This is a genomic window from Sphingobium sp. HWE2-09 (assembly GCF_035989265.1).
Classification (GTDB): domain Bacteria; phylum Pseudomonadota; class Alphaproteobacteria; order Sphingomonadales; family Sphingomonadaceae; genus Sphingobium.
Genome location: NZ_JAYKZX010000003.1, coordinates 2640332 through 2653432, shown reverse-complemented (window position 1 = coordinate 2653432; position 13101 = coordinate 2640332). Strand labels below are relative to the sequence as shown.

Here is a 13101-nt window from a genome sequence, read left to right as displayed (position 1 = left end):
GCAGGCGGGAGGGGTAGCGAGACTTGCTCGCGCGGCGAGCTAGTCGCAGCGGGGTGGGCCAGCGCTACGTTGCGCTGGCCCACCCCCTAACCCCCTCCCGTAAACGGGAGGGGGAATATGCCTTGCTACTCCAACCCACGCATAGTGCGCCGCTAGCCCTGATCCTGATAGGCCATCTGCAGGATGCCCCAATGGCGGCCCTTCACATGGATCGACGCGATCACCTGTTTCAGCAGGATGACTTCGCCCTGCGCGGTCAGGCGGCGATAGGCTTTGATGCAGAAGGGTTTGGTGGTCTTCGCCTGCGCGCGGGTGTCTGGGAAGTCGAAGATCATCCCCTGGCGCGCATATTCCAGGTTCCAGGCCTCGTCGCCCGGCCGTTGCGGCTGGGCGCGTTCGGGCATGGCGACCGCGCCGAAGGCGTTGCGGTCGGTAAAGGTCATGCCGAACAGGCCGGGGAAGCCGCGCGCCTTTTCCTGCGCGGCGCGGGCAGCGGGCAACATCGCGTCCTGCACCGGATGGGAGAAGAGCGGCGGGTTGGTGCCGGGGATGGGGGTGTGATGATCGCTGAAGATCGCCGCTTCGCTGACTGCACCCGAGTCGATCGCCCGCTCGATCGCGCGGCTGACCTGCTGTGCGCTGTCCAGGCTGAAGCGGATATAGGGCGAGTCGGGAATATCGACGCCGCTTTCCGCCAGATATTGCAGCAGTTCGTTGGTGTCGTCGCTGGCCGTGGACACGCGGCCCGAGAGGCGCTGCAGCCCGTCGGCATTATCCGTCGACGTGCTGGCGAGCGCCGCCAGTCCGCCGCGAATTTCGCCTGCCGACCCGACCATGGATGCGATCCGCTCGGCCACTTCCTCGCTATTGTTGGACAGACCCTGCATCAATCCGCCCAGCCGATCGACCAGCGTCTCGATATTCTTGGTGTCGTTGAGTGCGGTGCGCGCGGTCTGCGCGCCCTGCGTGATGCTGGCAAGCATGCCGCCCGCTTCGCCGGTCAGGGCCGCGATCGACTGTTCGATCGTGTTCGTCGCGGCGGCGGTTTCCTGCGCCAGCTTCTTCACTTCGGATGCGACCACGGCAAAGCCGCGCCCGGCGTCGCCCGCGCGCGCCGCCTCTATCGTGGCGTTGAGCGCCAGAAGGTTGGTCTGGCGGGCGATGCCGCTGATCACGCTGGTGACATGGGCGACGGTCTTCAACGCGTCGCCAAAGCCGTCAAGCCGACTGTGGACCTGCTTCACCTGTTCGATCAGGTCGACGAAATTATGGTTGGCGGCGGACAGTTGCCGACCCGAATCATCGATGATCGCGCGGGCGGCGACGGCCTGCGCGCGCGCTTCCTGCCCGGCCATGGATACGCTGTCGCCGTCGCGCGACAATTGCACGGCCGCGCCGCTGATCGCTTCGATCGTGCGCGCCTGATGCGTGACCCGGTCGGCCAGCTCGCTGATGTCCGCCTGCAGATCGAGCGTGCGGATGCCCAGGTCGCCCGACAATTTGGCGACTTTCATGACCGCTTGGGCGATGGTTTCGGATTGCGCTTCTTGTGCCACATGACGTGGCTATCCGACCATGGTGAAGGAAAGGTTAGCGATGGCCCAGTCCGGTCATAAAGCACCCATGAGCGCCAGCGCGACCCCGGCCACCACCAGCAACAGTCCGGCGGCTTCGCTGCGCCAAATCCGTTCTTTCAGGTAGAAATGGGCGAACGCCATGGTGAAGGCGACCTCGATCTGTCCGACGATCCGCACTAGCGCCACGGGCGCCGTGGCAAAGCCGGTGAACCAGCACGCGCTGCCCAGCGCGGAGAGCAGCCCGACTTGGCCCGACACCCGCCAACTCGCGAACACCCGCCGCATCTCGCCGGGTTCACGCAGCATCAGATAGGCGCCCTGCATCAGTGTCTGGAGCAGCACCGTGGCGACCAGCACGAGCAGGGCGGCCAGGATGCGGTCGTCGCCACCCACCGCCTGCGTCGCGCGACGGATGCCGATCGCGGTCAGCGCAAAGAAAAAGCCGGACGCGATGCCGGTGAGCGCGGCTGGCTGGGCAAGGGCGCGCAGGAAATCGCCCGGCCCCATCCGTTTGCCGCCGGTGGACAACAGCATCACCCCGACGACGCCGCAACCGATCCCGGCCCAGGCGAGGGGGCTGAGCCGCTCGCCCAGCAAGAGGAAGGACAATAGCGCGCCCTGGACCGCCTCTGTCTTGGAATAGGCGGTGCCGACGACGAAATTGCGATGGCGGAACGCCGTGATCAGCAGGTTGGTGGCAATGATCTGCGCCAGCCCGCCGCCGAGGGAAAAAAGCAGGAAGCCGGGGGCGATCGCAGGCACCGGCGCGGCGACGAACAGCGTATAGCCGCCCAGCAGCAGCAGCGTAAACGGAATGCCGTAGAGATAGCGGACCAGACCTGCGGCGTTGAGCGACAGGCTGTGGCTGACGCGGCGCTGCAAGGCGGTGCGCCAAGCCTGCACGGCCCCGGCGACCAGCGTCGCGGGCAACCAGATCGGGGATGTGATCATGCCTGCCCTATACAGCGCAGGCGCGGTTCGTCACCTCATCAACTGGGCTTGGCGCCGGGCGGTAGCGCATGGGGCAGGCTTTGCCGCCCCATCGTCCAGTTCGCCTCCAGCCGCACCAGCGGATTGGGCGCGCACCAGATTTCGCCCAACTCGCTCAGGCCCGTCACCCAGATCAGATTATGCTCCTGCCCATAATCGATGACGGCCAGGGCATAGCCCTTCCCTTTGCCTTCGACATGGACGGGCAGGGGCGGATCGAGTTGGGTGAAGGACATGAGCGATGCTCCGGCTATAGGGTGCCGGTGACAATGCCGGGCGCGGGGGCGGGTTCCTGTGGCGGCAGGCAAGTTGATCCGGGTTATGCAGAATCTTCTAATCCTCCCCGCGCGAAGCGGGGAGGGGGACCGTTGCGAAGCAATGGTGGAGGGGAAGTCGCGCTACGGTCGAGTATAAGCCGTGTCACCGCGTCGAGATCGTCTATCACGTCCGCCGCTTTAATCCGCAGAACGCTGATCCCTTGCTCCTGCAACCACGCATCGCGCCGCGCATCATGCGCCATCTGGCGGGGATCGTCATGGATTGCGCCGTCCACCTCGATCGCCAACCGCGCGGCGGCATGATAAAAATCCAGCACATAAGGGCCAAGCGGGTGCTGCCGCCGGAATTTCAACCTTTGCGGCCGCGTGCGCATCCATTGCCAAAGGGCGACTTCGGGCGGTGTCAGGGCGCGGCGAAGCTGGCGCGCTTTCTCGACAGTCTGCCTTCTTGGCGGCATCGCATTGCCCCTCCACCACTCGCTTTGCGAGCGGTCCCCCTCCCCAAGCAAGCTTGGGGAGGATGAAGTCGGTCACGCGCCTTCGAGCAGCTTCTCGCGCTTGATCTTTTCCTGCCACACCAGCGGGGCCAGGCGGTGGACGTTCTGGCCTTCGCTGTCGACTGCGACGGTCACCGGCATGTCCTGGACGTCGAATTCGTAGATCGCCTCCATGCCCAGATCTTCAAAGCCCACGACCTTCGCGCCCTTGATCGCGCGGGCGACCAGATATGCCGCGCCGCCGACCGCCATCAGATAGGCGCTCTTATGCCTGGCGATGCTCTCCGTCGCTGCGACGCCGCGTTCGGCCTTGCCGACGCAGCCCAGCAGCCCCTGTTCCAGCATCATGTCCATGAAGCTGTCCATGCGGGTCGCGGTGGTGGGACCGGCCGGGCCGACCACTTCGTCGCGCACCGGATCGACCGGGCCGACATAGTAAATGACGCGGCCCTTGAAATCGACCGGCAGCGGCTCGCCGCGGCTCAGCATATCCTTGATCCGCTTGTGCGCGGCGTCGCGGCCGGTCAGCATCTTGCCGTTCAGCAGCAGCCGGTCGCCATGCTTCCAGCTTTGCACGATTTCCGGCGTCAGCGTGTTGAGATCGACGCTGATCGCCTCCTTGCTCGGCTTCCAGTCGACCTGCGGCCATTCGGAAATCTTGGGCGCTTCGAGATAAGCGGGGCCGGAACCGTCCAGCGTGAAATGCGCATGACGGGTGGCGGCGCAATTGGGGATCATCGCCACCGGCTTGCCCGCCGCATGGCAGGGATAGTCGTAAATCTTGACGTCGAGGATGGTGGAGAGGCCACCCAGTCCCTGCGCGCCGATGCCCAGCGCATTGACCTTGTCGAAAATCTCGATCCGCATTTCCTCGATCTTGTTCTGCGGTCCGCGCAGCTTCAGTTCGCCCATGTCGATGGGTTCCATCAGGCTTTCCTTCGCGAGCGCCACCGCCTTTTCCGCGGTGCCGCCGATGCCGATGCCCAACATGCCCGGCGGGCACCAGCCAGCGCCCATCTGCGGGATCATCTCCAGCACCCAATCGACGATCGAGTCGCTGGGGTTCATCATCTTGAACTTGGTCTTGTTCTCCGACCCGCCGCCCTTGGCCGCGACGTCGATCACCACCTTGTTGCCCGGCACCATTTCCACGTTCAGCACGCAGGGCGTGTTGTCCTTGGTATTCTGGCGGGCGAAGGCCGGATCGCGCAGGATCGAGGCGCGCAGGCGGTTTTCGGGGTTGAGGTACGCCTTGCGCACGCCCTCATCCACGACCTCCTGCATGGAGCGGCTGTTATCGTCCAGGCGGCAGTCCATGCCCCATTTGACGAAGACGTTGACGATGCCGGTGTCCTGGCAGATCGGGCGATGCCCCTCCGCGCACATGCGGCTGTTGGTCAGGATCTGCGCGATGGCGTCCTTGGCCGCCGGATTGGCTTCGGCGTCATAGGCTTTGCCCAGCGCGCGGATATAATCCATCGGATGATAATAGCTGATGAACTGGAGCGCGTCGGCCACGCTGTCGATCAGATCGGCGGTCTTGATGAGCGTCATCTTACCCTGGTCCTTATGTGCGGCCAGCCTCTGCACGGCCGGTCCCTGCAAGGGGCAGCGGCTAGTGCGTAAATGGCGCCAAGTCCAGTATCAGCCGTTCGCAAAGGGGAAGAGATGCCACCAAGGCTGCTTCTCCGCCAGCACGCGGGCAAAGCTGGGTCGCGCTTCCAGCCGGGCGAGATAGGCCGTCAATGTCGGATGCGCCGCGCCCAGGGGCATGATCTTGTCGGCATAGAACAGTGCCGGGGCGGCGGCGCAGTCGGCCAGGGTGAACGCCTCCCCCACGGCCCAGCGCCGTCCCGCCATGCGCGATTCGATCAGGGCGTAGCCCTTGCCCAGCAGGTCGCGCGCCTGCGCTGCGCCGATGGCGTCGTTCTGGCCCTGCGGCCGCATCCGGTCGGCCACCAGCTGCTGCATCGGTGTCATCACATAATTGTCGAACAGCCGATCCATCAGCCGCGTTTCCAGCGCCGCATCGGGATCGGCCGGGATGGGGCGGAATGTGCCGGCTTCATGCTGGGCGAGATATTCGATGATGATACTGGCTTCGCCGATGGTCGCGTCGCGCGCCGGATCGTGCAGCAGCGGGAATTTGCCGATCGGCCAGAGCGCCTGCCACTCCGCCGCGACGCCTTCGTCCTCCAGCATTCGTGGGGCAAACGGCGCGCCATTTTCGTAGAAGGCGATCAGCACCTTCCAGCAATAGGACGACAAGGGGTGATAGTAGAGAATCATCGAACATCCTCCCCAGCCATCGCTGGCTTGTGCGGTCAAAATCGCCATGACCGGCTCACCGTCGTGGCGGGCCGTCTAACGATCGCGCTGTCCTATTAGACCTTCGTCTGAATTTGCGTGGCAAGCGAAATTTATTTTTGCGCGTCCATATCCCCCTTGCCTTTTTTGGGGGCGCGGCAAGTCCATGCGTCGTTCTTACGGCGTGCGATGAAATGAAGGCAATCATCGATGAACCGAGTCGCGATACTGTCATTTACCCTCTTGCGCCCACAACCGGCTATGGCACTATCTATGGTATCGGGTTAACGGGGGTTACCCAACAGATTGTGATTGCGTTGCCGGTCGATTGTCCGGCGATCGGGGCTTTTCGTCCCTGCGACCGATCGGTTTGGCCCTTTTCCGTCCCCGGCGCGGTACGGTTCATGCTAGGATGCGCATTCTGTCGCGACCCGCTTGACCGAATTGAACGGAACAGGAACATCGGGGACGGACATGGATTTTCGAGATAGTGGACAAGGTGCTGGCGACGTGGCGACTGTGATGGACGATCTGATGGACGACGCGAAGGTGGAGCAGACCCTGCTGGCCATGGCGGAAGCGACGGCGACGCCGAAAGCGGAGCCAGAGGCGCTGACCTCTTCCACCGTGCAGGTGCGCCGGTTCGATGTGAAAACTGACGCGTCGCGCGACGCGTTGCTGACGGAGTTCGGCAAGGACACGCTGAACGACCGCTATCTGCTGCCCGGCGAATCCTATCAGGATCTCTTCGCTCGGGTGGCGTCGGCCTATGCCGACGATCAGGATCATGCCCAGCGCGTCTATGACTATATCTCGCAGCTGTGGTTCATGCCTGCGACGCCGGTCTTGTCGAACGGCGGCACCGGTCGCGGTCTGCCGATCAGCTGCTATCTCAACAGCGTGGACGACAGCCTGGAAGGCATCGTCAACACCTGGAACGAGAATGTCTGGCTCGCCTCGCGCGGCGGCGGCATCGGCACCTATTGGGGCAATGTGCGCGGCATCGGCGAACCGGTGGGCCTCAATGGCAAGACCAGCGGCATCATTCCCTTCGTCCGCGTGATGGACTCGCTGACCCTGGCGATCAGCCAGGGCAGCCTGCGCCGCGGCTCCGCCGCCTGCTATCTCGACGTCTCCCACCCGGAGATCGAGGAGTTTCTGGAAATCCGCAAGACGTCCGGCGACTTCAACCGCAAGGCGCTGAACCTGCATCATGGCGTGCTGCTGACCGACGAGTTTATGGAAGCGGTGCGCGACGGCGCGGAATTCCATCTGCGCAGCCCGAAGGACCAGTCGATCCGTGGCACGGTCAATGCCCGCGCCCTGTTCCAGAAGCTGGTCGAAGTGCGGCTGGCGACCGGCGAGCCCTATATCGTGTTCAACGACACGGTGAACCGCATGATGCCCAAACATCATCGCGAACTGGGGCTGAAGGTATCGACCTCCAATCTCTGCTCGGAAATCACGCTGCCTACGGGTCGCGACCATCTGGGCAATGATCGCACCGCGGTGTGCTGCCTGTCGTCGATGAACCTGGAAACCTGGGACGAGTGGAAGGATCATCCGACCTTCGCCGAGGATATCATGCGCTTCCTCGACAACGTCCTGCAGGACTATATCGACCGCGCTCCGCCCGAAATGGCGCGCGCCAAGTACAGCGCGATGCGCGAACGCTCGGTGGGCCTTGGCGTTATGGGCTTCCACAGCTTCCTGCAGGCGCGCAATATCCCGTTCGAAGGCGCGATGGCCAAGTCGTGGAACCTGCGCATCTTCAAGCATATCAACGCCCAGGTGAACGAAGCGTCGATGATGCTGGCGCAGGAGCGCGGCCCGTGCCCCGACGCCGCCGACCAGGGCGTGATGGAGCGCTTTTCCTGCAAGATGGCGATCGCGCCCACCGCGTCGATCTCCATCATCTGCGGCGGCACGTCGGCCTGTATCGAGCCGATCCCAGCGAACATCTACACGCACAAGACGCTATCGGGCAGCTTCTCGATCAAGAATCCGTATCTGGAAAAGCTGCTGGTCGCCAAGGCGAAGGACAGCAGCGCGGTGTGGAATTCGATCCTGGAAAAGGGCGGCTCGGTCCAGCATCTCGACTTCCTGAGCCAGGAAGAAAAGGACACGTTCAAGACCAGCTTCGAAATCGACCAGCGCTGGCTGCTCGAACTGGCCGCCGACCGCACGCCCTATATCGATCAGGCGCAGTCGCTGAACCTGTTCATCCCGGCGGATGTCGAAAAATGGGATCTGCTCATGCTCCACTTCCGCGCATGGGAACTGGGCATCAAGTCGCTCTACTATCTACGCTCGAAGAGCGTGCAGCGCGCGGGCTTCGCCGGCGGGGTGGAGGCCGACAACACGATCGACGCGCCCAAGTTCGAAATCGGCGAGACCACCGACTATGACGAGTGTCTTGCCTGCCAATAAGGCATGGAAGCCGGGCGCGACGGCATCCGCCGCCGCGCCCGCGCGCTCATTCTTCTTCTTCGAACGTCACTGCGACGTCGGCATTGGCGGAAAGCCGCACCGTGCCGTCATCCTCGACCGCCGCGATCAGGCCTTGGCTGATATAATGATGATGTCCTTCATGCGCGCCGGTCGCGCCATCGACCTCAGCGCTGCTGTCCTTCTTGGTCAGCTTGATACGGTCGCCATCGACATGATCGACGGTGCCGACATGCACGCCATCGGCGCCGATCACTTCGGCATGTTCCTGAATGCTGCTAAGGTCGACCATGATATTTCTCCTGTGCGGGGGGTAGCGACGTCTCAACGTCCCGCCCTCGCCCGGGTTGCAACCGCCCTTCACTCGTAACGATTTCGCCCGGAGTTTCATCCCATGCCTCTTCTCCAAGCCTCCAAGGTGTACAAGCCCTTCGAATATCCCTGGGCCTATGAATATTGGAAGCGCCAGCAGCAGCTGCACTGGCTGCCCGAGGAAGTGCCCTTGGGTGAGGATTGCCGCGACTGGGCGCAGAAGCTGTCCGACCACGAGCGCAACCTGCTGACGCAGATCTTCCGCTTCTTCACCCAAGCCGACGTGGAAGTGCAGGATTGCTACCACGAAAAATATGGCCGCGTGTTCAAGCCGACCGAGGTCAAGATGATGCTGACCGCGTTCAGCAACATGGAAACCGTCCACATCGCCGCCTACTCGCATCTGCTCGACACGATCGGCATGCCCGAAAGCGAATATAGCGCCTTCATGCAGTATAAGGAGATGAAGGACAAACACGACTATCTGCAGCAATTCGGCGTCGACACGGACGAGGATATCGCCCGCACGCTCGCCATGTTCGGCGGCTTTACCGAAGGCCTGCAGCTGTTCGCCTCCTTCGCGATGCTGATGAACTTCCCGCGCTTCAACAAGATGAAGGGCATGGGGCAGATCGTCACCTGGTCGATCCGCGACGAAACGCTCCATTGCGAAGGCATCATCAAGCTGTTCCACGCCTTCTGCGCGGAACGCAACTGCCTGACCCCCGCGGTCAAGGACGACATCATGGACATGTGCCAGAAGACGGTGCGGATCGAGGATGCCTTTGTCGATCTCGTCTTCGAAATGGGTCCGGTGCCCGGCATGACGCCCAAGGACATCAAGAAATATGTCCGCTATATCGCCGACTGGCGGCTGGGCCAGCTGGGCCTGAAACCCATCTACATGATCGACGAGCATCCGCTGCCCTGGCTCGCCCCGATGCTGAACGGCGTCGAGCACGCCAACTTCTTCGAAACCCGCGCGACCGAATATTCGAAGGGCGCGACCCGCGGCCAGTGGAACGACGTGTGGGACGCGTTCGACCGCCGCCAGAAGATCAAGGGCGGCGATGCGGCAAATGCCGACGATGCGGACCCGGACATGTTCAAGGCGGCAGGCATCGCGGCGGAGTGATTGAAAGCTGAAGGGTGGCGCCGACGAAACGGCGCCACCCCTCGCCTATCTGCGACAGCTTTAACGACCGGAACGGGTCGGTTGCATCCATAACGGACCCGTCTCCCGCCAAAATGGCGAAACCGGTCTTATGCTCGCCCCATGACCGAGCCAGTTCCCCGCCGCCATGCCTATATCTGCAATGTCTGCGGCAGCGACCATATCACGCGCGACGCCCGGGGCAGGTGGGACATACTGGCGCAGGACTGGGTGATCGAGACGATTTTCGATCATGCCTGGTGCCATCGCTGCACGGACGCCGCGCGGCTTGATCAGGTGGTCCTGACCAGTCCGATCACCTTCGCGGCCCCGGAAAACCACAATATCGGGGTGGGGTGACTGTTCCTTAACGTCGCCCGCCTATCCTGCGGCCCATGTTCTTCGGCGTCCGCCTTCGTACCATCTTCACCAGCCGCTGGTTTGCGCTGCTGTGGGCCGTGCTGGTGATCCTGACCGCGATCCAGTTCGTGGGATCGGATAATGATCAGTCCGGCGCGCAGGGCGGCAATGGCGTCGCCGCCGACGGCCTGACCAACGAACAGCGTCAGGCGATCGCCAACGCATTCTGATCGCCCCGCACGACTGTCCTGGAGCGGTTTGCCGTCCGATTGAATCGGACCTATCGCTCTAGATGATTATACTAAAGCGCGATGGTAATGACTCATCAGAACCGTCGGGACGTTCCCCGGCGAAGGCCGGGTTCCAGTTCTGTGCTATGGACTGGACCCCGGTCTTCGCCGGGGAACAATGGGCTACAGGTTCTGGAGCGGTTCGCGATCCGATTGCATCGGATCAACCGCTTTAGATTATTGGTTTTACGCGATTTCCGAGTCATCAGATGATTCCATCTGGTTAGAAATCGCTCTAATCAATGCAGTTTGCTATTACGCAGTTTAACTGCGCTGGCCTTCGGGTCCGAGCCTTCCTATTGGTTTCGCCGCACTCCTTCTATCTGATGAGACAGCGCTCCCAAGCCGCGGCGGCTGTCCTACAGCGCATCCTTGCATTATGGTTTACCCTATGCCGTTCCCCTGATGTGGTGTTGTAATAATATTTCGCCTGCAGGATATGAAATGTCGATATTAGCGGGAAATGTGCGAAGTTAAGCCGAACCATGTCTGATACCCGTGACCATTGCTGGTTGCGCGCCACGCTTTCCTTCGTCTGAACAAGCGGTTTTGTTCCGTTCATGCAACGTCCCCCAATGTCGCGGGTTCTACCGCCATGATCCCAAGAGGGAAGGAACTCTGCCGATGCATTTCTCGTTGAAACACACCATCGCCGCGCTGTCGCTTGGCGTAATGGCGCTGACCGGCATCGCCGCCACGCCTGCCTTTGCCCAGCCAGGCCGCGACTATCGCGAACGGCGCGAAGACCGCCGAGACATTCGGCAGGATCGCCGGGAGATACGCCAGGACCGCCGCGAAATCCGGCGGGACGTGCGGCAGGATCGGCGCGCCATTCGCCGCGATATCCGTCAGGACCGCCGGGCCGATCGCCGCGATTATGGCCGCCCCGGCGTCGGCCGTCCCGGCCGTCCGGTCTATAGCTATGACTGGAACCGGCCCGATTTGCGCTATGGCCGCGCCTATCAGCCGCATCGCTATTACCGTAGCGGCTATGCGCCGGTCCGGGTCGATCGCCGCACCCGCATCTATCGCGGCAATGACAATCGCTATTATTGCCGCCGTTCGGACGGCACGACCGGCCTGATCGTCGGTGCGGCGCTGGGCGGTCTGCTCGGCAACCAGCTGGCGCAGGGGCAGTCCAACATTCTGGGCACGCTGATCGGCGGTGGCGCCGGTGCCGTACTGGGTCGTGAAATCGATCGGGGTGGCGTGAGCTGCCGCTAAGCGATCAGCACCAGGGGTGGCGGCGGCCATCCCATGGGCGGGCCAGTCCTTCGGCGACCAGCTGTTCGCCGATCGACTGGCCGCCGCGCGTCACCACCCGGAGGGCGCGGCCGTAGCGATCGCTGTCCCGATCGCCGGTTTCCAGCGAAAAGCGGCCCGCATTCATCAGCGTCTGCAACCGCTGCGTCGCCCGTGCGCCCAAAGCGCCCTCCGCGGCGCAGGCGGGGCCGTGGGTTTCAGGCGTATCGATATCGGCAATGCGAATCTTCTCACCGCGGAACCAGAAGGTATCGCCATCGACCACGCAGTTGGTCCCGCCGCCGCTATGGCAAAAGCCGAAATCGGCGGACAGGCTGTCGGTGGGGATGCTGTGGATCGGCGCATTCGCAATGGGAATGGCAACGGACGCCGGATCGAACCGCGCCAGCCAATCCGGCCCGTACCAGCCCAGCAGCAGGCCCAGGCACAGCATATAGACCAGCGCCAAGCCGCTGATCCCGCCACGTTTGCGCGGCGGTGCGCGAAACCGGCCCGCACCCGCGCGGCGTGCTTCCGCCAGCCAGGCCTGTTCGATCCGCTCTTTGGGGGACGGTTGCCGCCGTCGATCATGCTGTTTCGCCATGGACCGGCTGTACCGGCACATCGGCAAACAGGGTGTTAAAGCCGCTCCAGCTTTCCGCCACTCCGGCGGCAATGCGCCGTGGGATCGATCCAGGCCAGGTCGGCGGCCGCTACCATCCCGGCGGCGTCATCCAAAATGGTGCAAGTCGATCGCCGCTGCTTTGCACATGGCAAGCGCGGACGGCGATCGACATAATGCGCTTATCGACCGTATCTATTCGTCCTCGACGTCTTCGGTCGGACCCATTTCGTCTTCTTCATCGTCCATCTGCGGCTCACCGGCATAGGCGTCCATATCGATCCGGCCGGACCGATCCATGGCGTTCATCTTGTCGACCAGATCCTCGACATCGTCGGGGATGATCTGGGCCGGGTTGGTGCGGCCGCCATGCTCGCTCTCTTCGGCCAGGTCGGTCGATTGCGTCCGGGCGTCGTCAGCGACATCCTGCGCCTGGGTGCCGGCTTCGGCCTGTTCCTTATTCTCTTCCAGTTCCCGGTCGGGGGTAGGGCGGTCCATCGCATATCTCCTGGGGCGTCGTGCCCGATCCTTCCCCAACGGCCCGGCACGCCAGCCGTTCCGGGAATTTGCTGGACAGCCCGAAGCCGAAGGCGCAAAGGCCGGGCGATCCTTTCGCACTGCAGCAGGAATCCCTCATGCTCCGCCAGCTCATTTCCTCCGGCTCGCCTTTCGAGGCGCAGGTCGGCTATTCGCGCGCCGTCGTCCAAGGCGACTGGTGCTTCGTCGCCGGAACGACCGGCACCGATCCCGTTACCAAGACGATGCCGGACGATGTGGTGGAGCAGGGCCGCAATGCGCTGACGGTCATCGGCAAGGCGCTGGAGGATGCGGGCTTTGCCTTCGCCGACGTGGTGCGCGTGACCTATTATATCACCGATGCGGCCTATTGGGACGTGATGGGCGAAATCGCCGGGCCGGTATTCGGCGACATCCGCCCGGCGGCCAGCTGCGTCGTTGCAGGCCTGGTAAAGCCGGACATGAAGATCGAAATCGAAGTCACCGCCTTCAAAGGGTAACAGGAACAG

General features: G+C 63.1%; 15 protein-coding genes. 6 read left to right on the top strand and 9 right to left on the bottom strand.

Annotated elements, in window-relative coordinates:
* Window positions 1-152: 152 nt before the first annotated feature.
* The 6 genes from U5A89_RS18445 to U5A89_RS18420 all read right to left on the bottom strand — a co-directional run bounded on the left by U5A89_RS18445 (window position 153) and on the right by U5A89_RS18420 (window position 5631).
* Window positions 153-1514 (bottom strand): methyl-accepting chemotaxis protein, encoded by a 1362-nt coding sequence (locus U5A89_RS18445; protein WP_338163106.1) that lies wholly within the window; start codon window positions 1512-1514, stop codon window positions 153-155.
* Between the two features lie 96 nt (window positions 1515-1610).
* Entirely contained in the window at window positions 1611-2528 is a 918-nt protein-coding gene (locus U5A89_RS18440; protein WP_338162475.1) for a DMT family transporter, read from the bottom strand.
* Window positions 2529-2566: 38 nt separating this feature from the next.
* A complete protein-coding gene (locus tag U5A89_RS18435) occupies window positions 2567-2803 on the bottom strand; it encodes a hypothetical protein (RefSeq protein WP_338162474.1) in 237 nt (78 codons plus the stop codon).
* 83 nt (window positions 2804-2886) lie between these two features.
* Complete coding sequence (locus tag U5A89_RS18430; protein WP_338162473.1) at window positions 2887-3303, bottom strand: endonuclease domain-containing protein; 417 nt, start codon at window positions 3301-3303, stop codon at window positions 2887-2889.
* Window positions 3304-3375: 72 nt separating this feature from the next.
* A complete protein-coding gene (locus U5A89_RS18425) occupies window positions 3376-4896 on the bottom strand; it encodes a fumarate hydratase (RefSeq protein ID WP_338162472.1) in 1521 nt (506 codons plus the stop codon).
* Between the two features lie 90 nt (window positions 4897-4986).
* Complete coding sequence (locus tag U5A89_RS18420; protein ID WP_338163105.1) at window positions 4987-5631, bottom strand: glutathione S-transferase family protein; 645 nt, start codon at window positions 5629-5631, stop codon at window positions 4987-4989.
* A gap of 540 nt (window positions 5632-6171) precedes the next feature.
* Here U5A89_RS18420 and U5A89_RS18415 point away from each other — a divergent pair.
* Window positions 6172-8079: a ribonucleoside-diphosphate reductase subunit alpha gene (locus tag U5A89_RS18415; protein WP_445190708.1), complete on the top strand. Its 1908-nt coding sequence runs from the start codon at window positions 6172-6174 to the stop codon at window positions 8077-8079.
* A gap of 46 nt (window positions 8080-8125) precedes the next feature.
* On the opposite strand, the gene U5A89_RS18410 is transcribed toward U5A89_RS18415, so the two are convergent.
* Complete coding sequence (locus U5A89_RS18410; protein WP_338162470.1) at window positions 8126-8389, bottom strand: DUF2171 domain-containing protein; 264 nt, start codon at window positions 8387-8389, stop codon at window positions 8126-8128.
* Window positions 8390-8491: 102 nt separating this feature from the next.
* Between U5A89_RS18410 and U5A89_RS18405 the strand changes: the two genes are divergently transcribed.
* The 4 genes from U5A89_RS18405 to U5A89_RS18390 all read left to right on the top strand — a co-directional run bounded on the left by U5A89_RS18405 (window position 8492) and on the right by U5A89_RS18390 (window position 11436).
* Window positions 8492-9544, top strand: coding sequence for a ribonucleotide-diphosphate reductase subunit beta (locus tag U5A89_RS18405; RefSeq protein WP_338162469.1), 1053 nt, complete (start codon window positions 8492-8494; stop codon window positions 9542-9544).
* Between the two features lie 141 nt (window positions 9545-9685).
* Window positions 9686-9922, top strand: coding sequence for a hypothetical protein (locus tag U5A89_RS18400; RefSeq protein WP_338162468.1), 237 nt, complete (start codon window positions 9686-9688; stop codon window positions 9920-9922).
* Between the two features lie 35 nt (window positions 9923-9957).
* The gene (locus tag U5A89_RS18395; protein WP_338162467.1) at window positions 9958-10152 is read left to right on the top strand and encodes a hypothetical protein; all 195 of its coding nucleotides are present in this window, start codon (window positions 9958-9960) and stop codon (window positions 10150-10152) included.
* A gap of 684 nt (window positions 10153-10836) precedes the next feature.
* Window positions 10837-11436, top strand: a complete 600-nt coding sequence (locus tag U5A89_RS18390; RefSeq protein ID WP_338162466.1) for a glycine zipper 2TM domain-containing protein — start codon at window positions 10837-10839, stop codon at window positions 11434-11436.
* A gap of 4 nt (window positions 11437-11440) precedes the next feature.
* Here U5A89_RS18390 and U5A89_RS18385 read toward each other — a convergent pair whose 3' ends face one another.
* Together U5A89_RS18385 and U5A89_RS18380 are read right to left on the bottom strand one after the other, a co-directional pair.
* Window positions 11441-12058, bottom strand: a complete 618-nt coding sequence (locus U5A89_RS18385; protein WP_338162465.1) for a thermonuclease family protein — start codon at window positions 12056-12058, stop codon at window positions 11441-11443.
* A 213-nt stretch (window positions 12059-12271) separates the two neighbouring features.
* Window positions 12272-12574 (bottom strand): hypothetical protein, encoded by a 303-nt coding sequence (locus tag U5A89_RS18380; RefSeq protein ID WP_338162464.1) that lies wholly within the window; start codon window positions 12572-12574, stop codon window positions 12272-12274.
* A 137-nt stretch (window positions 12575-12711) separates the two neighbouring features.
* On the opposite strand from U5A89_RS18380, the gene U5A89_RS18375 reads away from it, so the two are divergent.
* Window positions 12712-13092, top strand: a complete 381-nt coding sequence (locus tag U5A89_RS18375; protein ID WP_338162463.1) for a RidA family protein — start codon at window positions 12712-12714, stop codon at window positions 13090-13092.
* Window positions 13093-13101: the final 9 nt, after the last annotated feature.